Annotated in this window: 20 protein-coding genes and 1 pseudogene; 13 read left to right on the top strand and 8 right to left on the bottom strand. The window is 41.5% G+C overall.

Annotation, left to right across the window (positions count from 1 at the left end; all coding sequences use genetic code 11):
* Positions 1-34 precede the first annotated feature (34 nt).
* Entirely contained in the window at positions 35-610 is a 576-nt protein-coding gene (mog, locus tag Xvie_RS00520; RefSeq protein ID WP_086107455.1) for a molybdopterin adenylyltransferase, read from the top strand.
* 141 nt (positions 611-751) lie between these two features.
* Here the strand turns inward: mog and Xvie_RS00515 are convergent, their stop codons facing one another.
* The 3 genes and pseudogenes from Xvie_RS00515 to Xvie_RS00505 form a co-directional block, all read right to left on the bottom strand.
* A complete protein-coding gene (locus tag Xvie_RS00515; RefSeq protein WP_086107454.1) occupies positions 752-2,152 on the bottom strand; it encodes a glycoside hydrolase family 1 protein in 1,401 nt (466 codons plus the stop codon).
* Positions 2,153-2,234: 82 nt separating this feature from the next.
* Positions 2,235-3,608 (bottom strand): annotated as a pseudogene (locus Xvie_RS00510) (PTS transporter subunit EIIC); the annotation flags it as partial.
* Positions 3,609-3,897: 289 nt separating this feature from the next.
* Entirely contained in the window at positions 3,898-5,334 is a 1,437-nt protein-coding gene (locus Xvie_RS00505) for an NAD(P)/FAD-dependent oxidoreductase (protein WP_086107452.1), read from the bottom strand.
* A 397-nt stretch (positions 5,335-5,731) separates the two neighbouring features.
* Between Xvie_RS00505 and Xvie_RS00500 the strand changes: the two genes are divergently transcribed.
* Positions 5,732-6,790 (top strand): DUF4942 domain-containing protein, encoded by a 1,059-nt coding sequence (locus Xvie_RS00500; protein ID WP_086107451.1) that lies wholly within the window; start codon positions 5,732-5,734, stop codon positions 6,788-6,790.
* Positions 6,791-6,924: 134 nt separating this feature from the next.
* Here Xvie_RS00500 and Xvie_RS00495 read toward each other — a convergent pair whose 3' ends face one another.
* From Xvie_RS00495 to Xvie_RS00485, 3 genes are all read right to left on the bottom strand, one after another.
* On the bottom strand, positions 6,925-8,157 hold the full coding sequence (locus Xvie_RS00495; RefSeq protein ID WP_244175395.1) for an MFS transporter: 1,233 nt from the start codon (positions 8,155-8,157) through the stop codon (positions 6,925-6,927).
* Positions 8,150-9,589 carry an MFS transporter gene (locus Xvie_RS00490; protein WP_086107450.1) on the bottom strand — a complete coding sequence of 480 codons (1,440 nt, stop codon included), beginning with the start codon at positions 9,587-9,589 and terminating at the stop codon, positions 8,150-8,152. The genes Xvie_RS00495 and Xvie_RS00490 overlap by 8 nt, the downstream gene beginning before the upstream one ends.
* 580 nt (positions 9,590-10,169) lie before the next feature.
* Positions 10,170-10,667, bottom strand: a complete 498-nt coding sequence (locus Xvie_RS00485; RefSeq protein WP_086107449.1) for a DUF2938 domain-containing protein — start codon at positions 10,665-10,667, stop codon at positions 10,170-10,172.
* 140 nt (positions 10,668-10,807) lie between these two features.
* On the opposite strand from Xvie_RS00485, the gene Xvie_RS00480 reads away from it, so the two are divergent.
* On the top strand, positions 10,808-11,455 hold the full coding sequence (locus Xvie_RS00480; protein WP_244175394.1) for an ArsR/SmtB family transcription factor: 648 nt from the start codon (positions 10,808-10,810) through the stop codon (positions 11,453-11,455).
* A gap of 277 nt (positions 11,456-11,732) precedes the next feature.
* Here Xvie_RS00480 and trxB read toward each other — a convergent pair whose 3' ends face one another.
* Both trxB and trxA read right to left on the bottom strand, forming a co-directional pair.
* A complete protein-coding gene (gene trxB / locus Xvie_RS00475; protein ID WP_086107448.1) occupies positions 11,733-12,683 on the bottom strand; it encodes a thioredoxin-disulfide reductase in 951 nt (316 codons plus the stop codon).
* Between the two features lie 100 nt (positions 12,684-12,783).
* Complete coding sequence (gene trxA / locus Xvie_RS00470) at positions 12,784-13,104, bottom strand: thioredoxin (RefSeq protein ID WP_086107447.1); 321 nt, start codon at positions 13,102-13,104, stop codon at positions 12,784-12,786.
* Between the two features lie 674 nt (positions 13,105-13,778).
* Here trxA and Xvie_RS00465 point away from each other — a divergent pair.
* From Xvie_RS00465 to Xvie_RS00420, 10 genes are all read left to right on the top strand, one after another.
* Positions 13,779-14,135, top strand: coding sequence for a carboxymuconolactone decarboxylase family protein (locus Xvie_RS00465; protein ID WP_086107446.1), 357 nt, complete (start codon positions 13,779-13,781; stop codon positions 14,133-14,135).
* Between the two features lie 719 nt (positions 14,136-14,854).
* Positions 14,855-18,250, top strand: coding sequence for a non-ribosomal peptide synthetase (locus Xvie_RS00460; protein WP_086107445.1), 3,396 nt, complete (start codon positions 14,855-14,857; stop codon positions 18,248-18,250).
* A complete protein-coding gene (locus tag Xvie_RS00455; protein ID WP_086107444.1) occupies positions 18,247-19,884 on the top strand; it encodes a GMC family oxidoreductase in 1,638 nt (545 codons plus the stop codon). The genes Xvie_RS00460 and Xvie_RS00455 overlap by 4 nt, the downstream gene beginning before the upstream one ends.
* Positions 19,874-20,605, top strand: coding sequence for a thioesterase II family protein (locus Xvie_RS00450; protein ID WP_086107443.1), 732 nt, complete (start codon positions 19,874-19,876; stop codon positions 20,603-20,605). Before Xvie_RS00455 ends, Xvie_RS00450 begins: the two co-directional genes overlap by 11 nt.
* 19 nt (positions 20,606-20,624) lie before the next feature.
* Complete coding sequence (locus tag Xvie_RS00445; RefSeq protein ID WP_086107442.1) at positions 20,625-21,779, top strand: acyl-CoA dehydrogenase family protein; 1,155 nt, start codon at positions 20,625-20,627, stop codon at positions 21,777-21,779.
* 42 nt (positions 21,780-21,821) lie between these two features.
* Positions 21,822-22,691, top strand: a complete 870-nt coding sequence (locus Xvie_RS00440) for a GNAT family N-acetyltransferase (RefSeq protein WP_139838782.1) — start codon at positions 21,822-21,824, stop codon at positions 22,689-22,691.
* A gap of 72 nt (positions 22,692-22,763) precedes the next feature.
* A complete protein-coding gene (locus tag Xvie_RS00435) occupies positions 22,764-23,228 on the top strand; it encodes a group II truncated hemoglobin (RefSeq protein ID WP_086107440.1) in 465 nt (154 codons plus the stop codon).
* A 35-nt stretch (positions 23,229-23,263) separates the two neighbouring features.
* The gene (locus tag Xvie_RS00430; protein WP_086107439.1) at positions 23,264-24,103 is read left to right on the top strand and encodes a metallophosphoesterase family protein; all 840 of its coding nucleotides are present in this window, start codon (positions 23,264-23,266) and stop codon (positions 24,101-24,103) included.
* A 37-nt stretch (positions 24,104-24,140) separates the two neighbouring features.
* Positions 24,141-24,716 (top strand): flavoprotein, encoded by a 576-nt coding sequence (locus Xvie_RS00425; protein WP_086107438.1) that lies wholly within the window; start codon positions 24,141-24,143, stop codon positions 24,714-24,716.
* Between the two features lie 265 nt (positions 24,717-24,981).
* A complete protein-coding gene (locus tag Xvie_RS00420; RefSeq protein ID WP_086107437.1) occupies positions 24,982-26,253 on the top strand; it encodes an MFS transporter in 1,272 nt (423 codons plus the stop codon).
* The last annotated feature ends 15 nt before the right edge of the window (positions 26,254-26,268 follow it).

Raw genomic sequence — 26,268 nt, 5'->3', positions numbered from 1 at the left:
ATTTTCTCTATTTTTGTCGTTAATTGAGGTTTGTATGAACGTATTGCGCATTGGCCTCGTGTCTGTTTCTGATCGGGCTTCCAACGGAATTTATCAGGACAAGGGGCTTCCTGCACTGGAAACATGGCTCGCAAAAGCAATTACCACACCTTTTAAAGTAGAAACCCGTCTGATTCCTGATGAGCAAATCCTGATTGAACAAACATTGTGTGAATTGGTCGACGAACTCGGTTGCCATCTGGTACTAACCACTGGTGGAACAGGGCCAGCACGCCGCGATGTCACACCGGATGCAACTCTGGCAATTGCTGATCGAGAAATGCCAGGATTTGGCGAACAGATGCGTCAAATCAGCCTCCAATTTGTGCCAACAGCAATTCTATCCCGACAGGTGGGGGTGATACGCAACCAAGCTCTGATTCTGAATCTTCCCGGGCAACCTAAAGCCATCGCAGAAACTCTGGAAGGATTGAAAGACGAAAACGGCAAAGTGCTGGTAGCGGGAATTTTTGCCAGTATTCCCTACTGCATCCAACTGCTGGACGGTCCTTATATTGAAACGGATGACACTGTTGTGGCCGCATTCAGACCGAAAAGCGCACGTCGTTAAAAGCCCGCATTTTGCTTTTTGTTATCAATAATTTTTTATTATCAAGAATTGAATGCCATAAATGCATAAATAAATGAGTGCCATAAAGGTTCTGAGCTTGTTCAGATTCAGAACCTTATGGATAAGAGATCTTATGGATAGCTATTCACTCAAGCTACAGCCATTAGTTTCAATCACCTGCTGGTACCAATAAAAACTCTTCTTACGACGTCTCTCTAACGTACCTGTCCCCTGCTCATTTTGATCAACATAGATATAACCATAGCGTTTAGTTATTTCACCTTTTGAGGCACTGACCAAATCAATTGGTCCCCAACTGGTATATCCCATAACATCCACACCATCTTCAATCGCTTCCCTGACTTGGATAAGGTGATCTTTAAGGTATTGAATACGATAGTCGTCCTGAATAGTACCATCAGCTTCTGGCGTATCTTTCGCACCCAAGCCATTCTCAACAATGAACAAGGGTTTCTGATAACGATCCCAGAGCGAATTCAATATAGTGCGTAAACCAAGGGGATCTATCTGCCAACCCCATTCTGTGCTGGGCAAATGAGGATTGGTCACCCTATGCAGGATATTACCCTGTTGTTTCTGGTATTCCGCTTCATCTGCTGTTGTGCAGCCACTCATGTAGTAACTGAATGAGATAAAATCGACTGTATTTTTCAGGTCATGCTTGTCCTGCTCTGTAATAGTAAATTCAATACCATTCTCGTGAAAATAACGCAGCATATAGCCGGGATAATACCCTCGACATTGAACATCACCAAAAAACAGCCACTTTTGATTTTGCTGAAGAGTTGCCAGTACATCTTCTGGTTTACAGGTCAATGGATACATCAAATCACCAAGCAACATATTGCCAATCCGAGCATCGGGAATAATTTCCCGACACAGTTTCACCACTCTGGCGCTGGCAACCAATTGATGATGAATGGCCTGATAGATCTCTGATTGATTGCTGTTTCTCGACAATCCAACACCTGTCAGAGGTTCATGCAACGACATATTAATTTCATTAAATGTCAGCCATAACTTCACCTTACTTTTGTAGCGGGTAAATACCGTGCTTGCGTAATGTTCAAAAAACGCGATCAGCTTACGATTTCCCCACCCCCCATATTTTTCGACCAACATCCACGGCATTTCATAGTGAGATAGTGTGATCAAAGGTTGAATGCCATATTTGGCCATTTCGTCGAACAGCCTGTCATAAAATGCCAATCCCGCTTCATTGGGTTGATTTTCATCTCCATGAGGAAAAATCCGGCTCCAGGCAATAGAAGTGCGTAGGCATTTAAAACCCATTTCTGCAAATAAAGCGATATCTTCGGGGTAACGGTGATAAAAATCGATGGCAATATCTTTGAGATAGAGAGTTTCATCCGAAGAATCACGCTCAACAACAGGGCCAGTAATCCCTTGTGGCAAAACATCTGATGTAGAAAGACCTTTTCCATCCGTCAAATAAGCACCTTCAACTTGATTGGCGGCAATCGCGCCCCCCCATAGAAAATGCGTTGGAAACTGTTTCATTCAAATCTCCTTTCATGGACACTTAAGGCTTATGCGAGAAATCAGATTGATGCTTATTGATTTTGTCTTCCGTGGGCTGATCAGTAATAGCAGGCAGCCCAAACATCCATGTCAAAATGGTAGCAATGCCAAACGCCAGCAACGTACCAATAATTGCTCCCCATACTGTATTATCGATCCCTGTTGGAGGGATCATTTGAGTAAAGGTAAAAATATTGGACAAACCTATTGAATAGACGGCACTTTGGTAATAACCAATGACAGCACCACCAATTGAGCCGGCAATACAGCCAAAGAAAAATGGCCGACGGTAAGGCAGGGTGACACCATAAACCGCAGGCTCAGTGATACCAAACATACCCGCAGTAACCGCAGAGCCAGACAGCATTTTCAATTTAGCATCGCGAGTGCGCAGGAAAACGCCCAATGCAGCTCCTGTTTGCCCTATGACGGCAGGCAACAGCAGAGGAATTAGCGTGTCATGCCCCAAAACGGTTAAGTTATTGAATACGATAGGCACTAATCCCCAATGCAAACCGAAAATGACACAGACTTGCCAGATTGCGCCCATAACCGCCCCTGCCAAAACCGGAGCAAATCCATATATAGTTTGATAGCCATTAGCTAATAATTGGCTTAGCCATGTTGCTGCAGGCCCAATAACAATAAATACAAGCGGCACGATCAACATCAGGCAGATAAGAGGAGTCACGAAAGTTTTGATAGTAGCAGGTAGGAGGACATCCAATTTTTTTTCTATTTTACAGCTTACCCAAGAAGCAAAGATAATTGGGAGCACTGAAGAACTATAATTCAAGAGTGAGAGTGGGAGCCCCATAAAGTATTCAGTTGGGCTGCCAGCAACAATTGATGCATCGAAAGCAGAGATAATCAGGGGATGTACCAATGCCCCACCAATTCCCATTGAAATAAATGGGTTACCTCCGAATTTTTTACCTGCGGTATACCCAAGCAATAAAGGGAAAAAATAAAACAATGAGTCACTGGCCGCATACCAGACACGATAAGTACCGCTATCAAGCGTTAACCAATGAAATGCTATGGCAACTGCAAGCAAGCCTTTTAAGATTCCGGAAGCCGCCATGACCCCTAAAAACGGAATAAAAATACCCGAAATGATATCGATAAAATGGTTAAATAAATTATCCCTTTTGCCAGTTGGATATGTTATTGAGGATTTTTCATCAAAAAGTGCCAACATTGGTTGAATAGCCTGATATACCTCTTTGACTTCATTACCAATCACAACCTGAAATTGTCCCCCACTCTCGATAACCGCCATGATATCGGGATGGGCTTTTAGTTTATTGATATCGGTGAGTGTGCAATCACGTAATTTAAAACGTAATCGAGTCGCACAATGAACGAGACTGACAATATTTTCTTTACCGCCAATGCCTGCAATAATTTCTTGGGCCAGTATCTGGTATTCCATGCTACCTCCCTCGCTTTACACATTGTTTATGCTTCAAAAATCTATTGGATTTCAGATAAAAAACCTGACAACGCCCGCTCTTCATATTGTAGAAAGAGCCGATGTCAGGTTTTTCCTGTCTAGGCCGTAACAATCAATATTTAATTTTATTTATTTTTTGTGGAAGCTTAATTTTTGAACGACATAAACGTGATTACGATCGCCAGATATTTATTAATCCCCTAAAGCCGGAAATTTGCGAGTCTCCATCCTCCTCTTCCGGCACTGTTGTTTACCTCTGACACATTATCTATGATGACCAAGCGTCATAGTATGCCAGTAAGCGTTCTTTTATCCTGTCGTTGTAGAAGGAAAAAGCGATAATCTCCGGAGGAGGTGTAAAATGAGGATGAAGAGAATGAATTAAACTTTCGTAACGGTGCAACAATCCTTCTTGAATTATAGGTGTCCAATTCGGCTTGATGTCCCAAAGACATTCATATCCCACACCCAGCATTTGTGACACGGTTTCCTTTGCTGTCATGTCACGGGAAAGACCCGTTAAGGGTGCACGGATAGGAGCAAAATCGCCAAGATCGATATCCACATTCGTTTTCCCATAGATAGCGTTGGCAACGTAGTCAGCTAATAAAGGGGATTGATGCAGACCATCTCGATACGTGCCAGTAACCAGCCAAAGCCCGTTCATTCCACATTCTCCAATAAGAGGAAATCCATCAGCTGATATAGGTCTATTTCCCACTTGAATTGAGATAATTTCAGAAGAATACAAATCCATATTGAGCTGTTCTACAGCGCAATCAAGCAGGAATTGAACATCTGATACAGTTGCTTGAGTTCGAGGATCATTTTTTAGAATATTAGTTGCTCCAATATACAGAATACCATCGTTTCTTGGCACACAATGCAAGCCACATGCGAAAGCTCGATTAGGCGTTCGAATAACCGACTTTGGTAATGCCATTCCTTCTGGAAGCTTAAGTAATATGGAAATGCCGTTACCGGCAAATAGTGGTGGAATTCTTTCTGTGATATCTGGCATGTCAGCAAGGATATCTAATGAGTGAACACCAGCCGCTATAACGACTTTATCAGCCGAAATTGTTTCTCCATTCTCAAGCTCAACACCGGTAACACTTTCATCTTTTGATATAACACGTTTAACGTTTTTCGAAATAATAGTTCCACCTTCAGCCAGAAAAGCAGAATCTAATACTTCAAGTAGTCGATGGGAATTTATAGCGTGTTCATTGGGAATGTACAGACTCACTAACGGTCGAACAAGTTCGTTAGAGTTCAACCAAGAAATCTGCTTAGGAGCAATTGCTTCGTATGGTTCGTCATAGGAGATTAGTGCCTCTTCGATTGCATCATAATTAGCACTATCTATTTCGTCAGTTCCCGCAGTGTTGAGAATAACATACGTCCCTTGTGCCGTAAAAAGTGACTGATGGTTTCCAGATGAAGCTGCGAGTCTTTCAGCCCATTGTGGCCATCGATTTTTGGCATTGAAGTCCATGCTTATCTTCAATTTTCCATGTTGGCTTGCGACTAAACCTGTTGTTACTTCACCAAAGCAACCATTCATGGCTCCTGCTGCATTGGAAGCAGCATTGCTTCTATCGAGGCTACCGATGCGACAAACCTTACGCTTTTGACTGGCTAATTCGTAGGCAATAGAACCGGAGATTGCACCTGAGCCTACAACGATTACATCGTATTTCATGGTATTGCTCCTTTTATAAATTCCCCCCTGAGGGTTTGAAAAAGCCGACTGTTTATGTGTTTTGTATAGCAACGGCAATGAGTTACTTTTTGAATAACTTACTTTTTGATAGATATTTTTATAGATTTACTTTTATAAATTATTCAATTTAAAAATTGAATAATATGTATGTATGCAAGTTTCTGTCAACTTGATATTTTTATATGTGTGCATTGCATTTGAATTCCATTAACTAATTAAAAAAACAAATAAATATTTTTTAAAACATCATATATTCTATGTGTTGACTGATGAAGTGGCAGACGAAAATTAACAAATTATTAAATTTATTTATTGAATAATATTTAGTGAGGTAAAGGATACTTTTTTGCTAATACATTAAGATAGGGGAAGATTTATGAATAAATTTTTTTCTGATGCAAGCCTTAAATGTCTCACCGAAGAACATGAGATGGCTTTCAAAAAAGTAGTGGCTCACTGTTTTTCGCTTTTAGATAGACGGTTTAGAACACATGATGGCTGGGTTTTAGGGGATAATATTGACATAAAAAATCTCTCCGGAATTAGAAATGAAGAAAAAATTGCATCGGACCTTAAACAGGTATTGGAAGATATTGAAGCAATCTTTTTACTTTTAGACGGAAAGAATCTATCCGAGAAGAACCGTTTTAACATTATCGATGCTTTGATTAAGGCGTTGAATAATGAGCAGATAAATACAAGGAAAACAATCGATTCAGAGTACCTTTCTGGATATATTGATGAGAAAAGAAGGTGCAAGCTTTGGTTCAAGCGAGAAGATTTGGTTAAAGAAGTTATTTGTCTTTTAGGTGATTACTATGGTGCCCCTGATTTCGAAAGCACTAGCATAAATGAAAATCGTGGGTTGCATGAACCAACATTATCTCTTGCCACTGATTACGGTTTTTTCCCAACCCCAATCGAAGTTGCACATCTGGTTATTGCAGAAGCCGAAATTATCCATACACAAGGCTCTCATTGTTTAACTGTACTTGAACCAAGCGCAGGGCTGGGAAATCTTGCCAAGTTGGCTGTAGATGCTGGTGGTATTGTTGATTGCATTGAGGTACATGCTGAAAGATGTATAGAACTGGAGAATACCCAGCTTTTCCGGCACGTTATAAATGCGGATTTTATCACAGTTGAACCTACCCAAGGGGCATTATATGATCGCATAATCATGAATCCTCCCTTTGAGGGAGAGCGAGATATCGACCATATTGTACATGCGTTAAAATTCCTTAAGAACGACGGTTTGCTTGTTTCTATTATGTCCCCAGGCACTGAATTTCGTAATCGAACGAAATCAAAAGAATTTAGAACTCTAATGAAGAGCTTGAATGCCAAATGGACTGATCTCCCCGATGATTCATTCGCCAGTGTTGGATCGCACAGTAACACTATTCTTCTGAAAGTTTGGAAGGATGGCAGATAGTTATATTTGTTGTAATCTTCTGATCTTATGCAATAAAAATTGAAATTTTTTGACAAATAGCGCTGCACTGAGTAAGTGCCAGCGCTATTACCAAAAATTATAAATGTTCATTTATTGTCCATTTCAAACTCACTTTAAGGTGACTTTATTGAAATTCTAACCCTACGGGGTGTGAGTGAAAGCAAGGCAAAGATAGCCAGAAGTAACCCTATCCATAATGGAGATATTAGTCCATATCCTGCACCAATGCTTAATCCTCCAGCCCACGCGATGAATGCCAAGCCGCTGTTAATGATAGATACATGGACACTATTGACCAGTGGGCCTGCATTTGCTACCCGCATAACACGTGTAATCATTGCTGGGCTCATGGGCACACCGACAAGACCGATCACTAAAAAAGCAATCACGCTTACATATCGATTTTCTGGGAAAAGCGCGAATATCAGCAACGATATAGCCAATATACTAAGCCCGATGGTTAGTACTGCGAAAGTATGTTTATCAGCAAAACGGCCGGTAATTGTGTTGCCAATAACATTCGCTGCACCATAGAGGCCGAGTAAAATAGGCACGACCGCAAGCTGTAAACCTGTAACTTCAGTCAAGATTGCAGAAATATAACTGAAAGCTGCGTAAGATGCCCCGATGATAAGGGCGCTTGTACCATAAGCAGCCCAGAGTTTCCCATTTCGAAATGATGTAAGTTGATCTCCAATACGGATCTCTGAGGTATTACGCGAAGCAGGCACCAGCCCCCAAACGATCAAGGAGCAAGTGATGGTGAATATGACAACCAACCAAAAACTCAAACGCCAACCAAGGTACTGATCGACTACGGTTGCTGCGGGTACACCCAAAACTGTCGCCAACATCATTCCACTGAGTATAATTGATGAGGCTCTTCCCCGCATTTCAGTTCTGACTACTTCACCACAGATTGCCAAAGAGATACCGATACACGCAGAGCCCGCAACACCAGTGATAACACGGGCAATAGCCATAGTCAGATAATTTCCAGCAGTTGCGGCTATAAGTCCCCCTATACTATAGAGCGCCAGTAACCAAAGTAGTGCCTGTTTGTTGGGAACTCTCAGTGCAACAAATAACGCTGTCAATATTGGCCCACCGACGACCATACCAATAGCATAGAGTGAGATTAGATAGCCAATATCTGCGATAGTGACCCCAAACACCCCAGCTAATGATGGCATCATACCTACAACCATAAACTCAGAGGTAGTAAGAGTGAATATAGTCAGTCCAAGCAAATAAATGTAAACAGGTATATCACGCTGCTTTTGCGTTGGTGCTTCTATTTTTGATGGGACTTTCAAGCCCATTCTCTCTGATTGAATTTTATTCATGATGAGGTTTACCTAATGCAACAGAATTTCGGTGTGTGAACAACATCGCCAACAGTGCTGCAATGATATAAATAACGGAAGCAGTTCCGAACGCCCATACATAGCCATCAATCGTATCTGCTTGTGTTGCGGCCACAGCCATCAATGAAGAGAGACCTATAGTCGGACCGAGTTCCATAGCGGTGTTCATGACTCCGCCAGCCAAACCTGCCTGATGCTGTGGAACATTCATTGTAGAAAGTACGGCAGAACCTGAAAAAGCCAGTGAAGTGCCTATTGCTACAAGAACCAGACTGGGTAACAACACCACGGTGTAAGTCGTATCTCTGTCAATAGCGACCAACAACCCAAGCCCTATTGCAGCGATAAATAGCCCTAAACTTGTTACCCGTGCTGCGCCCATGCGACCAACTAAAGGGGCTGCCATTTTTCCGGCCACGATAAGAGCGATAGCGAATGGTAGGAATGAGAACGCTGTCATGAGTGGTGTCCACCCCAACTCTTGTTGCAAGTAGAGGGATAAAACAAAGTTGACAATCCCCGATCCTGCGGCAGCAAGAAACATACCAAATAGCCCAGTGAGTCGATACCGTTCGAAAATAAATCTGGGGGGAAGAAGTGGGTCACGGACGAAAAGTTCGACCACTGTAAAGGCAACTAATAAGCAAAGACCACTCAGCAGAGGGAGCAGTACAACTGGCGATGCCCACGGATGATCGCCAGTTAATATCAAACCGTAACTACTTAAGGAAATACCCAATGTAGCGAAAATTGCACCAATTAGGTCTAATTTAGGTCTATGCTGATAAGTCTCGTCAATACCAGCCGGAAGTAAACTACGGGTACTGATCAAGCCTATGAGTGAAACAAGGACAGGAACAACAAACATCCATCGCCAGGAAACCCACGTTGTTGCTACACCTGAGATAATAAACCCTAAAACAGCGCCAAGAACAGAAACACTTCCCCATGTGGTCATTGCCCGGGCAAAAGCACCGTGCTCCGGGAACACTGAACGTAACACAGCCATTGCAGCTGGTGCTATCAAGGCCCCACCAATTCCTTGAGCAAAGCGCATAGCAACAAGCACCTTGAAAGTAGGAGCGAAACCAGCAATAACAGAAGATATACCAAAGATGAGTAAACCAACTGCGAACATTCGTCGCCCCTGAAACCTGTCAGCCAGCCGTCCACCAAAGAGCAGCAGGCCGCTGAATGGGAGTCCATAGGCAGCAAGAACAAGGAGCAGATCAGCAGACGTGAGGTTGAATTCTATCGCAATTTTTGGAAGTGGAACTGTGATTAGTGCAATAGTGAAGATCAAAGTGGATTGAACAATTGCTAGTATTATGAACGCCAGATGTTGAGTATTTGGGGGCAATTCTACCTGTGATTTATCGTTGTCTTTAGAAGATATATTCGTAGACGACATTATGAGATCTCCTGATCGATAAAGAGTGACATGAAACACGGCAATATCATTAAAATACTCAATACAATGATTGAATATTAGATTAATATGACTTTAAATTTTCGTCAACGGTTAAAAGCCCTTGGTATTTTTATCCTGTCTTTTATAGATGAATAACGCACAGACGTTGAGCAATCATGATGAAAGTAATGATATTCATTATGCTAACTAGCTGTAGTAGCTCACTAAATCAGGACACTAACGATTCGCAAGATTGAATATCAACTTGAACAAGAATGCCCGATAGCTTGGGCTCTGATCAAATCACGGTCGGTTTATAAAACTCAATGAGTAGAGTCTGGCGGTGCTTTATGATGGAAATTTGAACAGCGCGATGATTGGATATAATTGCTTTCGCTAATAATATAGATGAACAAGGGTTTTTGTATGTACATAATATAATAGTGTTCAATGTATCAGATGATAAATAAGGTAAATTAATTTATATTATTCATATTCAACTTAAGAAAATATATACGAGTGAAATGTATTTCCCGTCGATAAATAGTGCAAATTTATCGACGGATATTTAGCAATGAAATTAAGAAAATAATGTAAAAAATAGTGCAGATAAATAGAGGCCTACTCCATAAGAAGTATGTGCCATTAAACTTCTCAGCCTTAATGTATTAGGTGCAGGCATTTTAGATGCAGCCACTCCCATTCCCATGCCGGGCTGCATGATGAAAAAAGGTGCTACTACAGTAACAATACCCATAAACAATGCGGGAAGAAAAGTCGGATTTTTTGCCCAAGACAGACCCAAAATGAATAGCAAAAGCCCAGCAAAGATAACACCAATCAGGTAATGGGCAAACCAACCAAGCCATACTTCACTTTTCACTGGTTCAGCTTGGACAATGCTTTTATGACAATACCGACCTTTCGGAATGTGCCCAAGCCAACGACCAACCATAGCATAATTCAACGGCGGTATTCCAAAACTGCGTTTCATGAAAAGCGCCCAAAGATCCATCACTACTGTCGCACCAGCTCCAATCAATATCGAACGAACAATAAACTCCAATCCTTCATTCATTTGCTGCTACTCTCCAAATTTAAACGTCCCAGATTGCCTATTAGTTTATTAAATCATTTAGCTGACACTCGAAACACCTTAAAAACTTTGATATCATCATACTCAATGAATTAATTGAATGTAATGTTATTGGAAACCAAATGTCAATGTTTGATAAACAAATTCTCGTTGAGATCGCAGAAATAGCCAAAGTACTGGGAAATGTCCATCGTCTGACCCTGCTTGAATGCCTGGCCGATTCTGAGCAATCCGTAGAATGCCTGTCAGAGCTTTCTGGTTTGTCCATTGCCAACACCTCCCAGCATTTGCAACACTTAAAGCGTTCAGGACTCCTTCAATCCCGTAAGGTCGGTAAGCATGTCCTTTATCGTCTGGGAGACGGTCCTGTAATGGATATCATTACAGCGATCCAAAAATATACTGAATTTAATCGAGGGGAAATGCGCAGATTAATTGATGATATGAACAATCAGGAAGCCATTTCATGGGATGAGTTGTTAGACAGAATCAAGGAAAAGAGCACGACATTACTGGATGTAAGGCCAAAAGAGGAATTTGAACAAGGCCACTTGCCGAATGCCATTAATATTCCTATTGATGAACTAGAGAGTAGATTAGATGAGCTTGCTTCCAGCTCAGATCTTATCGCTTATTGCCGGGGACAATATTGTGTTCTTTCTGCCAATGCTCTTGAATTACTGCGTGCCAAAGGTATTCGTGCTCGCCACTTTAAAAAAGGGTTTTCAGGCTGGAAAGACGCAGGGATGAATATTGAAGTAAAATCTTAGGTTGTCATTATTAGGCCAATAATTGGTCTGATAACATTTCAAATTCTCTCTTTCAACAAACTTAGGCAGATTCGCATAGGCATCAAGGCCACAACGCCAAGCGCATAGCTAGTATGAATTAGTCTCAATGTAATCTGGCACAACGGAAGAATATCGAATGGAAAATAAAAAACAGGAAATTTCAAACGTGTTTGGAATCCAAGTCAGTATGCTTACAACTTCATTTAAAAATTGGCCATCCAGTACATTTTTGAATGGCCTTAATGAGTAAATCATATTATATATTGTTAAGCTGTAGCCATTTCTCTGCATCAAGAGCAGCCATACACCCTGAACCTGCAGATGTTATTGCCTGGCGATACTTGTTATCAGCAACATCCCCTGCTGCAAATATCCCTGGGATTGATGTCATTGTTTCAAAATTTTGATACTTACCATTAACAATAATATATCCGCCATTCAGCTTTAATCTATTTTGTAAAAATTCTGTGTTCGGAGTATGACCTATAGCCATAAAACAACCACTGATAGGAAGATCAAATAATATATCATCAGCTTTATTGATTAATGCGAGCCCCTTGAATGCCCCTTGATATTCTATATAGTTTTTCACTTCTGTATTCCAGAGTATATCGATCTTACCTTCCCTAACTTTAGCCATCAGTCTATCTTGCAGGATTTTTTCAGCCCTTAGTTGATCTCGCCTATGAATAAGAAAAACTCGCCTTGCTATATTGGAAAGATATAATGCCTCTTCGACAGCAGTATTACCACCACCTATTACCGCAACATCCTGCCTTTTAAAGAAAAAACCATCACAAGTTGCACAGGCAGAAAGCCCCCTGCCACGTAATTTATTTTCATCAGGTAAATTCAAATAACGTGCAGTTGATCCTGTTGCAATAATGATACTTTCTGCTTGATATTCATTTTTCTCCCCTGAAACCAAGAAAGGTTTAGAGTCAAAATCGATTGAAACGATGTGATCATTAGTGATTTCTGGAACAAATTCTTTCGTATGTTTATCCATCCTTAGCATAAGTTCAGGGCCTGTTGTTCCTCCCTGCTCTCCCGGCCAGTTTTCAACTTCAACCGTATTCATTAATTGTCCACCCACTTCCAAACCGGAGACAATAATAGGATAAAGGCCAGCCCTAGCCGCATATATCGCCGCAGTATACCCAGCAGGGCCTGTTCCTATAATTAATACTTTCGTATAAACAGACATTAGGTACTCCTTGTTTTACCAATTAACAGCAAATGATGATATTAGTTTAGACTGTTAGGTAAGGCAGACCCCTCAAAATTTAAACTTAACTCAACCTGAATTACAAATTTTGAGAAACCATATTCTTAAATTGAGATAATGAAGCGATCCCAATAAGAGAATCTACAGGTTGTCCATTTTTGTATACTAATGTCGTTGGTATACTGCGAATACCATATTTCATAGCTATAGCCTGGACTTCATCAATATTGACTTCCCCGAAAGTCGCACTATCTTTCATATCAATTGATAACTGATTAAACGTTGGTGCTACCGTACGACACGGACCACACCATGGTGCCCAGAATCTGACAACACAGAGCCCTTCAATGCCAACTACACTATCAAAATTCTCTTCGGTTAATTCAATTAATGTACTCATATTGAATCCTTAGCAAAAATTTTTAAGTCAATTAATCACGGCTTATGAACAAAATGTGAAGTATGCTAATTTAAACTTGTTAAGTTTAATATTGAAACGTAAGTTTGAGTAAAAGCATTGAGCCTGTAAAATATTCCCTTTGTTTCTACTCGGTATTACGCCCATCATTTTTATAAATCAATGCTCAAGGTGATCGCTAACACAGTCTGTTCGACACCTATCATTCAATTATTATATTTAATATTAAAATTAAATCAATAGCTCTTTTATCATCAGAAAATAGAATATATTATTCATTAATAACAAATACTTACAAAATACTTTAAGACAAATCACATAAAAAATATCTAAGAATTCAGGATAAAAGCAATGCTTAAAAATAGACCAATCAACTGCTGAATGATAGTTCAACCAGCATAAAATCAATCATAAATGTAATATTTACATATAAAAACTATTCAAAAGACAAAAAATAACACAATAACAACACAATTTTAATAGGTATTATTCTCCTGAGATTGAGTCGCACTTTTTCACGAGATTTAGTTTTCCAGAACAGTAACCATTGACCTGATTTATGAATTCAATAAAATAATTGAATAAATATTGTAATGAGATGATCAATCACTAGCTTCAATAAAAACACTGTTAATACAAGATTAAGGAAGGAAAACATGAGTAAGACACAAACTGTGAATGAACAAATTAATACTTTTTCTGACGCAATCTGCACTATAACTCATGCATCACCTGATATCGCATCCGCATTTGAAAAATTTTATACCACAGCACTAAGTGATGGAGAACTTCCTCATAAGTTCAAAGAACTAATTGCCATTACAATTGCAATAGCCTCAGGTTCTGATGAATCACTTAGAAATCACATTCGCTCAGGCATAGAACGTGGGCTAACACGAGAAGAATTAGTTGAGGGAATTGGCGTGGTAATATTAATGAAGGGTGAGAATGCTTTTATTTACAGTGCAAAAGCGTTAACTATATACGACCTCAATAAAAACAGTGAATTGTAAATACTGAAACAAACCCCATTGTTTTTAACGGGGTTTGTCAGCAGTTAAAGTAAATACTTACATCAAACTCTATCACTGACTGAATGGAACCCTGATCAACAATATCAATATATATTAGGTGTATTTATTCTGTTATTTGTTAGTGGAAGAATTTACCACCAATGACATTATAGACATTTATTGCCGCCATTAGCGGATAGAACTACCATTCAAATAACCTACATTCAAAGAATCTGATTAAAAACCCCGTTTTTACCGAAAGAAGCAAAAGAGTATTTATGCCATCCCCCAAAAAGACACACTAAAGAAAATAATTTAAAAACAATAAGTTGTATATTTTGTTTAAGAAGCTCAATTATTAAGAGTTAGTATATATATTTTATATAACAATAATTATTAATTTTTTACCATTATTTGATGATGCATAGCGTTATGGAAATGTTATCTTTATGTAAAATAGGAATAACAAATAGCATTTAATTTCTTACTAAAATTAATTAGTCTTATAAAAATGCATTGTTTTTCGTTTATTCTAAATGTGTAAATCAGTATATTATATTGATAGTAAACAAAGTTTATTTTCACCAGAATAACTTAATGAAATTCAAATAGATTATTTGTTAAAAACTTTACCGTATTCCCAGCAATATTTTATTTCAGAAATAGAAAATAGCTTCAAAAAAAATAAAAATTTGTTAATCAAATATAGGGGATAGTGCATGCGGAATTTTCTCAAGGCATTACAAGAATCCGGGTTAAGAACTTCTATTTCTTCTGAATTATCTAAATCAGAAAATAAAAATTCAGAAATCGAGTTATCTCAACTGAAAAGACAGGTTAATGGAATGCTTAAAAATAGTTTACCATTAGATATTACTATTCCTATAACTCTACAAAAAGACACTATTGAGACAAAAGATTTTCCATTAACAGATATTCAATATGCTTATTTAATTGGGCGAAACCCTAGATTAGAATTAGGGGGGTTAACTAGTTGTTTATATACGGAGATAGATATTAAATCATTAGATATCAATTCATTAAATACTGCATTAAACAAAATTATTGAATATCATCCCATGTTAAGGGCAACATTATCTTTAGACGGACAACAGCGGATTTTACCCACTCCATTGAATTACACCATTCCTCTTCAGGATAGTAGGGAATGGCCAGAAAAAGACAAAGTTCTGGCAAATATTCGTCAGGAAATGGAAAATCAATTATTACCTCTTGATAAAGCGCCTACATTCGATATACGAGCAACAATAATTAATGACGATATTACTCGCTTGCATGTTTATTTTGATCTGATGTTTGTGGATCTTCATAGTACCTATTTGATATTGCGTGATTGGTGGAGAGTTTATCAAGGCCACGAATTACCCATATTAGCTGATAATATGAATTTTCATACTTATATAAACTCAGAGCGTTATCTGCAAGGGCAATTACAAGGACTACGTGATAAAGCCTATTGGGAACAACAGTTAGATACTTTGCCACAACCGCCAGAGCTACCATTGAAGACTATTCCTGAGCTAATTTCCTCTCCTGTATTCAAGCGTTACAGTAGAAAAATTGCGGCTGGGACATTACTGGCTCTCAGGCAAAAAGCGGAATCACGCAAGCTAACTCTGGAAACAGTGCTTCTTGGCATATATGCAGAAGTCCTTCGCCAGTGGTCGAAACATCAAATTTTTACACTGACTATCACTCAATTTGGGCGGCGTCCCTATTTTGATGGCATAGAAAATGTTGTCGGCAATTTTCTTCAACCCATGTTACTGGGAGTACAGGAAACAAGAGAAAGAAGCCTCAGTGATCGTTTGGTGCAGATTCAGACTGATTTAATGATGAATCGCTGGCATTGTTCCTACAATGGTGTTCAGGTTCTGAGAGAGCTGACCCGCCGAAATCATAGTAACCGGGCAGCAACCGCGCCCGTAGTATTCAGCAATACCCTGACGGCCAATTTGGACGACGTAGTGACCGATATCGGTTGGGCGGACACGATCCAAATTTATAGCAGTAATCAAACCCCACAAATCTGGTTAGAGAACCAAATTGTTCGTGTTGGTGATCTTGTTCAAGTTAACTGGAACACTGTCAGTGAATTGTTCCCTGATGGCATGGTAGAAGCCATGTTAGATGCATATCTGACACTGATTGAGACTTGTGCAGAAGATGATTCCGCCTGGGATAAAAATGCATCATTGGTGAAATTACCTGCGCCAGATCTGGCAGAACGAACAAAATCCAATGCAACAGATACAGAGTTCGATCTTAAACTGCTACATGAAATGGTTTTGCAGGCAGCAGCAAAATTCCCTGATGAAATAGCTCTTATTCAGGGAGAAAAACAAGTTACTTATGCAGAAATGATCAATAAAGCCAGCGCAATAACACAGCAACTTCGAACTTCTGCTCAAATTCATCCCAATGATATTGTTGCTGTATCCTTGCCACAAGGCCCTGAGTTGGTCATCGGGTTACTGGGTGTTCTTATGTCGGGTGCTGCCTACGTGGCAATCGATCCCCTGCTTCCTGCCGAACGCCGGATGAATTTACTCAACCGCTGTTCAGCCAAAGGGATTGTCACTGACAGCACGATTTTTGAGCATGATGAATTTACGAGTTTGCCTCGAATAAATCTGGATAAACTCCCTATGCACAGTGCAATGGGTACAGCACATTGGTTTTCCATGCCTTCAGTGCAGGGATTAGATGATCTGGCATATGTCATATTTACATCCGGTTCAACTGGGGAACCAAAAGGTGTTATGGCTTCCCACCGCAATGCAGCAAATACTGTGTTTGATATTAACCATAAATTCCATGTAACAGAAAAAGACGCTGTATTATCTGTTGCGCCTGCTGGCTTCGATTTGTCCGTGTATGACTATTTCGGACTATTGGGGGTGGGAGGAAAAGTTATTTTTTCCACGCCAGAGGTAGCCAATGATCCGAAAATCTGGCTGGAAACACTCGTCAAACATCAAATTACTATCTGGGATAGTGTCCCGGCTCCCGTGAAAATATTGGTAGACAGAAATGGTTCTGCGCTGGCTGAGAGCAAATTAAGGCTCATCCTCATGAGCGGAGACTGGATACCTGTCGATTTACCAGAACGCATTCGGGAAACCCTGCCAAATGCTGCGATAATCAGTCTTGGTGGCGCTACCGAAGGCTCGATCTGGTCAATACATTATCCAATTGAGAAAATTGATAAAAACTGGAAAAGCATTCCTTATGGCAAGCCTTTGGCAAATCAGACTTTCCATGTTTTGAATAATTGGCTCCTCCCTTGCCCCAAATGGGTAACCGGAGAACTCTATATCGGTGGCGACGGCGTGACCCAGGGTTATTTGGGCGACATAGAAAAAACCGCACTGCGCTTTTTTACTCATCCAGTCACAGGTGAACGACTGTACAAAACAGGCGATTTGGGACGATATATTGACGATGGCTTGATAGAAATTTTAGGGCGCGAAGATAATCAAGTAAAAATCAATGGATACCGCATTGAATTGGGTGAAATTGAAGCTTGCCTCCTGACCCATGAAAATGCCAGCCATGTCATTATTGATGCCCCTGTGCATACCAAAACCGGGCAACGGCACATCGTCTCCTATGTTGTACCTGAGGATGCTGAAACATTGAACGCTCCGACCCATTTTCAGGAACAATTGAGGGAAATAGCCCGAAAAACTTTACCCTCTTATATGGTGCCTAATTATTACGTCTTATTGCCTCATATGCCATTAACCAGCAATGGAAAAATTGACCGTAAAGCACTACCTATTCCTTGGTCTGATACCGAAGAACACTCTGATGCCCCTGTTAAACCCGCTAATGAGATAGAAGCAAAGATCCTAAAACTCTGGCAAGCCCAGCTCCAGCATGATGATTTTGATGTCACCGATGGATTTTTTGATATTGGTGGTGATTCACTGCATGCCGTTGGTTTACTTAGTGCTCTGCGGCAGGAGTTTCATATTACTCCCATTGGCGAACAAGATATTATCGAAGGCTTGTTCATGAATTCCAATATTCAGTCCTTCTCTCGCATTATCGAAACACTCGTTCAATCTCAAGCGGTGAATGATTTATGAGCAAATCATACGATTATATAGTGATAGGTGGTGGTTCAGCGGGGTGTGTAGTGGCATCACGCCTGTCTGAAAATAGCACGAAATCCATACTGTTGATTGAAGCAGGCCACGAATCTGATGTAAATAACCCCACCAGCCCACTCAGAGATGCGTCAAGACTGGTGTTGGAAGGGTATAACTGGGATTACGAAGCCAACGTGCGAAATGACGAGCGGTTCACCGATCTCATTCACCCCCAAAATAGCAAACAACAGGCTCGCAAGCATAGGGAACGTAATCCGTTCAATTATCGTGTGGGGAAAGTGCTTGGTGGTTCTTCCGCAGTCAACGGTGCCATTGCTTTGAGGGGATTTCCGAGCGATTTCGATAAATGGACTCAAATGGGTTGCCCCAACTGGTCTTGGGAACAAGTACTACCGTGGTTTAAGCATCTGGAGAATGACACCGATCGTAGCAATGATGATAACCACGGTTCACAAGGGCCAATGTGTCTGCGCAGGCCCCAGAATAGCGAGATCCATCCACTTGATAAGGCGTTTGCCCGTGCTTGCGAACAGTTTGGTGTGCCTTACGTTGATGATCTCAATGTCGGTGAAAAGCCAGCCGTTGGTCCTGTACCCGCCAATGTTATTAATAGCGCAGAAAGAGTAGATGTTTATCGTTCATACCTTGAACCATTCCTGAATAGAGAAAACCTGCATGTGATGACTGATGCATTAGTCACACAGATAATCTTTAATGGCACGATAGCCTCAGGGGTAAAAATCATTCAGTCGGGGCAAGAACGGGTTTATCGAGCTGAACAAATCGTTCTTTGTGCTGGTGCAATTGGCTCAGCAACATTATTGCAGCGTTCAGGTGTTGGTGATCCAGAACATCTGAACAAATTAGGTATCCCTGTTGTTGCCCAAGTGCCAGCCGTTGGCAGAAATCTAACTGACCATGCATCAGTGGTACTTTGGGCACTCCCCAAAGCCGGTGTTTGTACAACAGGCCTACCATGGCGGCAAATAGCTGCTCGCATCAGCAGCGGTTACGACGAAAAAGTCGATGTACAAATTGGCTTGCTAAACAATGTTGCCAGTGACACCGTACCGGGGTTCAAAGATCGGGTGACTTATCCAATGTTGGTTGGAGCTTCCGTGATGTTGATGCGTCCGGAGATTCAAGGACAGGTCTTCATCCGTTCCACGATCCCCACAGTATTGCCCCAGATTGATCTTCCATTAACCCGTACCCCATCAGATATTGCTCGTCTTATCGGAGGGGTGCGTAAGATTTGGGAAGTTTTACGACATCCAGAAGTGGATGCCTTCCTTGATGGTATACAATTTTGGTCTGACTCAATGATTTATAACGATGAAATCATGAGTAGTGCAATAAAGAACCTTGTCAATCCAGGTTGGCATGCGTCTGGAACACTCAGAATGGGTATCAGTGGTGATCCTAATAGCGCCACACATGAAGATGGTCGGGTGCATGGCATTACAGGTGTAACAGTCGCTGATGCATCCCTATTCCCCACCATTCCCTCCATGCCAACCAATCTGACGACCATCATGACCGCTGAGCGCATTGTCAGTTTCTTGGTAAAACGAGAAATCATCGACGAGAAGATGACACATGGACACTAATTGCAGACGGGTAATTTATGCCTTTCCACATGCGGGAGCAACAACAGCGATTTATCGCCCCTGGCTGAATGATCTAATGACTACCAAGTCTGCGATCTTACACTCTGTCGCGATACCCGGTCGTGGTCATTTGGCTAAAGAGCCTGAAATTCACGACCTCGATTTACTAGTTAAGCGATTAGCGTCAGATATCTGGGCCGATTTCCAGTTGAAACAGGCACAAGGTATCACTGAGTGGGTCACCTTTGGCCATAGTTTTGGTGGTGTGCTGAGCATCGCGGTCGGTCAGGAGTTAATGAAAAACTATGGTACTTCTCCCTTATTTGGCGTGGTATCCAGTTCTGTTCCTCCCCATCGCCAACCAAAAGATGAACGGCATGAATGGACAGATGAACAATTGATTCAGAAAACCAAAGAGGATCAAGGGACGCCTGAAGCAATTTTGAACGAACCTGCGCTGATAAAACCCATAATCCGCCAATTGCGCAATGATTATCTGATACGCAGCCAATTTCCCCAACTTGACAATATACAGGTGAATTACCCACTGGTGCTGATTTCCGCCACCTACGACATTTACGTCACTTTGACAGACATGGAAGATTGGAAAAACTACACCTCTAACGATATTTCACTCATCCATATTGAGGGGGATCACTTTGCTGTGTACCGACACTGGGATGTCATCAAACAAATACTGCTGAGTAAAGTAATGGGCTAACAAAGAATCTGGAGTGAATATGCGTATTGAGATTGATAATTTTGATAATTTTGATAATTTTGATAATTACCGAAAATCTTGCCGTGAATTTCTTCAGCGTGAAATAGTACCTGAACATCAAAAATGGGAAGAGAACGGGCTGGTTGAGCGCTCCTTTTGGGAGAAATTAGGTCAGTCAGGGTTATTAGGCATAAGTGTCAGCCCTGAGTTTGGGGGACTGGGCAAAAACGATTACCGGTTCGCAGTCATTCTGACGGAAGAACTGATCAAAGCAAGTGTCACTGTACCAGGGATCGTTGCCCATAATGATATTGTCGCCAGCTACATTTTTGCCCTCGGTAATAAGGAGCAGAAAAAAAGGTGGCTGCCGGAATTGTGTAGCGGAAAACGGGTCGCAGCCATTGCCATGACGGAACCGAGCGGGGGTTCCAATACAGCAGACATCAAAACCGTAGCTAAACGGCAAGGCGATTACTATCTGGTCAATGGTGGCAAAACTTACATTACCAATGGCATCAATGCAGATCTGATCGTTATAGCTGTAAAAACAAAAGAAGGGCAACAAGGCCAGGGGATCAGCTTGCTGGCAATAGAACGGGGTATGCCCGGATTCACCAGAGGAGAGCCATTAAAGAAAATTGGCTGGAATGGCAGCGACACGGCTGAACTCTTTTTCGATGATTGCAAAGTTCCTATTACAAACCTGATTGGTCGTGAAAATCTCGGTAACTATTACTTCATGTCAGCGATGCCCCGCGAACGCCTCAGCATCTCAGCGGTAGCCGTTGCCAGTGCAGAACATATATTGCAGAACACGCTGGAATATGTGAAAGAAAGAACAGCCTTCAATCAAACGATCGGCTCCTTTCAATACAACCGTTTTATTCTCGCGCAATTAGATACCGAAGTAAAAATTGCCCGAATCTACCTTGATAACTCCGTTGATCTCTTTAATCAGGGGCTTTTCAGTTTAGTGGATGCAGCCCGCATCAAGTGGTGGACGACCGAACTTCAAATGAAAGTGGCAGATCGTTGCCTGCAATTGCACGGCGGCCTCGGTTACATGCGTGATTCCATTGCCGGCAAGAATTGGCTGAATAGTCGCGCCCAGACCATTTACGGTGGAACCAGCGAAGTACTGCAAGAAATCATCAGCAAATCAATTGGACTTTAAGGCACAGCGACTACCGTTGGAGAGGGTATATTGGTTATGGTTATGAATAAGAAAAGTAATACATCGTGTCTCATCCAATCAGTAAATATCAGTCAATGGAACCCTATTATTCTCAATTGGGCAAATGCCGAAAACTGGGATATGAATGAGAATGATGCAGCCTGTTTCTTTGAGGTAGATCCGGAAGCTTTTTTTATTGCCTACCGTGGTATTCAACCTATTGCGTCAGTATCGATGGTCAATTATTCAGATTCTTATTCGTTCGGTGGCAATTTCATTATACGGCCAGAATCCCGCAATCATGTTTGTGCAGGAAAAATATGGCAATGGTCTATGAATTATGCAGGACATCGCACAATTGGCTGTGATGGTAACTGGGATAAAACGCAGCTCTACGAAAAAAGAGGGTTTGACATCCATTATCGTAATGTCCGGCTTTCTGGAGTCATCAAGCAAAAAATCACACCACCAGCAGGTGCCGTTCTGATCACACCAGCCAATATTGATGAAGTCATTAAGTATGATGCTGAATGCAATGGCATTTATCGTGGGGCATTGCTTGCTAACTGGTTCTGGGGAGAAGAACGTTATGGATTTTGTACTTATTCCAGAACGGGAATTTCCGGTGTCATAGGCTTAAGGCGATCCCAAAATGGCTACCGAATAGGCCCTTTCCTCGCCGATAACGCTGAAGCAGTTGAAATATTGGCTCTTGCCGCATTCGCACAGATCCCTGATGGCTTACCTGTATCAGCCGATGTTCCCGAAACTGATAACAACGGCTTTCTCCAACTGGCTAACGAATACGGGCTAAAGGGACTCTTTCACACATACAGAATGTACAAAGGTAATCTCATACCAAAAGGGCAGCTGGATAAGGTCAAGGCCATTGCGTCTTTGGAGTTAGGGTAATGGATATCAATAAGTAATCATTGCCTGAATCGCAACGTCATTAATAAATATATTCATATGAGAGGTTATGTTATGGCAAATGAAACACCGACCTTATTTGAATGGATGGGAGGCCGTGAGGTGCTAATGAAACTCATGACCGTCTTTTATTCCAAGGTTGAAAAAGATGAGTTACTTGCTCCACTGTTCAAAAATATGAAATCTGATCATCCAGGTCATGTAGCCATGTGGTTGGAAGAAGTACTTGGTGGAGAAAAACGTTATACCAACGAACGTGGTGGCTTCAAAGTTATGCTGAGCCGCCACAGAGGCAGAAGCATTCTGCCTGAACAAAGAAAGAGATGGGTAGAGTTGTTGATAGAATCTGCTGATGAAATCGGCTTACCACCGGATCCTGAATTTCGTGCAGCATTTGTAGGTTATATCGAATGGGGTTCGCGCAGAGCTGAAGCCAATTCTCAACCCAATGCCGCCCCTTCACGTCGCGAAACCGTACCCAAATGGGGATGGGGAGAAGCCCCTCCAGGAACCCCTTGATTTTTGAAGAAACTTAGAGACAGAGAGGTGAGCTTATGCTGTTGGCCGTTAGTGACTTACATGTATCTCATGCAACAAATAGAGCTATAGTAGAATCATTCAGGCCATCAACACCTGACGATTGGCTTCTGCTAGCAGGCGATATTGCAGAGCAAGAATCAGACTTTATATCGATCATCAGTATGCTTTCCCAACGGTTTGCCCAAGTGGTCTGGACACCGGGAAATCATGAACTCTGGTGTACACCAAAAGATAAATTAAAGCTGCCCGGCGTATTACGTTATGAACATTTGGTCAATATCTGCCGACAGCATAATGTACTCACCCCTGAAGATGAGTTTCGTCATTACCGCATGGGGAATGGTACAACCGTTACCATTGCCCCTATTTTTACGTTATACGATTATTCATTCAGAAATACTTATGACTATACGGCGGAGCAGGCTATAGAACGAGCCCGTCGTTGCGGTGTCATTAGCTCTGACGAATTCTTCCTGAAAACCTACCCTCACCGGAATATTACCAATTGGTGTCGGGAACGTATCCAATATACCGAAAAACGCTTGAGCGCTATTCCAGACGGTGAAGATATCGTGCTTATAAGCCATTTCCCCATTATCCGTAAGCCGCTGGAATCTTTACGTAATACCGAATTTTCCATTTGGTGTGGCAGTGAAAAAACCCACCAATGGGCATCAAGAAAAGGAGTTCGTGTGGTGGTATACGGGCACTTACACATTCCTAATCTCGAATATATTCAGAATGTTGCCCATTTAGAGGTTTCTTTGGGATATCCGAGGGAATGGCAAGAGCGTGATAGGAGTTCTTACTTGGTGCAACTAGACTGCTTACTGGAACATGCTAACGAATATTGATAATCATCTATTTTTATAATAAGAGGCTAACTTACCGATGAAAAATGATGAAATAACTGCACAAATCAAACCTCGGATCTTAATTGGGGCAACTGGATCGGTGGATATCTCTCTCCTTCCAAAATATCTTTCAGCAATTAAGGCAGCGATCGACTGCACATTGACCGTGCTGATGACAAACAATGCTACCACCTTTTTACCTGCATCAACCATTGCGCTCTATGCTGACCGAGTCATCAGCGGAGAGATGCCACAAGATTGGCCAACAGACAAGCCTTCACGTATTGTAGCGGATCATGATCTCATGGCTGTCTTACCTGCAACAGCTCACACAATTGCGACAGTTGCCTGTGGTGGCGCTCCCAACCGATTAACAACGGTCATTCTGGCTTCCACATTTCCTGTGCTATTTTTTCCTGTAATGGGAAGCGTGATGTGGGGTAAAAACGCAACACGTCGTAATATCAGTCAATTACGTGATGATGGCTATCACGTTATCGAACCTGTATGGCACGAAAATTTTGATGCTTCACTACAACGAATAGTCGGACACCCTTCATTACCAGATACTGGGACGGTCATTTCACTGCTAAAACAACACTTACCAGAATGATTCCTGAGATTGGCATACTTATGGAAGAGCACTAATCCATTAATTAATACTAAGTTACCTAACATGTGAGCTAGGTACTCTTCCATTCTCAATTCTCCCTCTGTCCGAATCCAAACACATATGATTACAATGGATTTATTTAAAAAATTGCAGAATAAATATCTTTTAATATGGCATAAGTTTTATTTTAATACACCATAAGTCTGGCAAGATCCTTGAGAATAATCACCAATAATTCCATTTTATAACTATAAATCGGTAACTTATGTCACAACACCATAATCGAACACTAAACAAGCAGGATTATAAAACTCTGTCTTTAGCCGCTTTAGGCGGTGCTCTGGAATTTTACGACTTCATTATCTTTGTTTTTTTTGCCGTTACACTTGGAGAGCTGTTTTTTCCTACGGATATACCTGAATGGCTTAGGCAACTACAAACATTCGGGATTTTTGCTGCGGGTTATCTGGCCCGGCCTTTAGGTGGGATCATCATGGCTCATTTTGGGGATCTCATTGGACGTAAAAAAATGTTTTCACTGAGCATATTATTGATGGCCGTACCAACACTGGCCATCGGAATGTTGCCCACCTATGATGCCATAGGCATGGCTGCTCCCATGCTACTCTTACTAATGCGAATCATGCAGGGGGCTGCGATTGGTGGAGAAGTGCCCGGGGCATGGGTTTTTGTAGCAGAGCATGTTCCTCATAAACGCATCGGGTTTGCCTGTGGTGTCCTGACAGCAGGATTAAGCATGGGAATTTTATTTGGTTCTCTCGTTGCAACCATCATTACTTCCATTTATACCAAGCAAGACGTCCTGGATTGGGCGTGGCGTCTGCCGTTTTTCTTAGGAGGAATTTTCGGCCTGTGTGCCATGTACCTACGCCGTTGGCTGCATGAAACTCCTATCTTCAAAGAAATGCAGGAACGTAAGGCACTGGCAGAAGAGTTACCTCTGAAGTCAGTGATTTTTAACCACAAACGCGCCATCTCTATTTCCATGCTGCTTACATGGCTACTTTCCGCAGGAATTGTTGTTGTCATTTTGATGACTCCAAGCTATATGCAGACAGTATTTCATCTGGAACAATCGCTGACGTTGAAAGCAAACAGTCTGGCAATCATTTCCTTGGCGGTTGGTTGTATTTCTGTGGGATATTTATGCGATAAATGGGGGGCTGGTATCGTGCTGATTATCGGCTGTATTTTATTGGCCTCCACTACATGGTTTTTCTATCACAACATTAGCCATGAACCGCTCAAACTATTCAGTGCCTATTCCCTCCTCGGTCTGACTGTAGGCGTGATTGGCGCAACCCCGTTTGTCATGGTAAATAGCTATCCGCCAGAAGTCAGGTTCAGTGGCATTTCATTTTCATATAATGTGGCTTATGCCATTTTTGGTGGACTGACACCGATCTCCGTCACCTTACTGCTGAGATATACCCCACTGGCTCCCGCTTACTATATTATGGCTTTATCAGCTATTGGTCTTTTATTGGGGTTTTACTTGCGGAAAAAATCTATGTGAAAAAGCAGATGGATA

Source organism: Xenorhabdus vietnamensis (genome assembly GCF_002127535.1).
In the GTDB taxonomy this organism is placed as follows: domain Bacteria; phylum Pseudomonadota; class Gammaproteobacteria; order Enterobacterales; family Enterobacteriaceae; genus Xenorhabdus; species Xenorhabdus vietnamensis.
The sequence above is the reverse complement of the archived record's forward strand: the minus strand, read 5'-3'. Positions and strand labels throughout refer to the sequence as shown.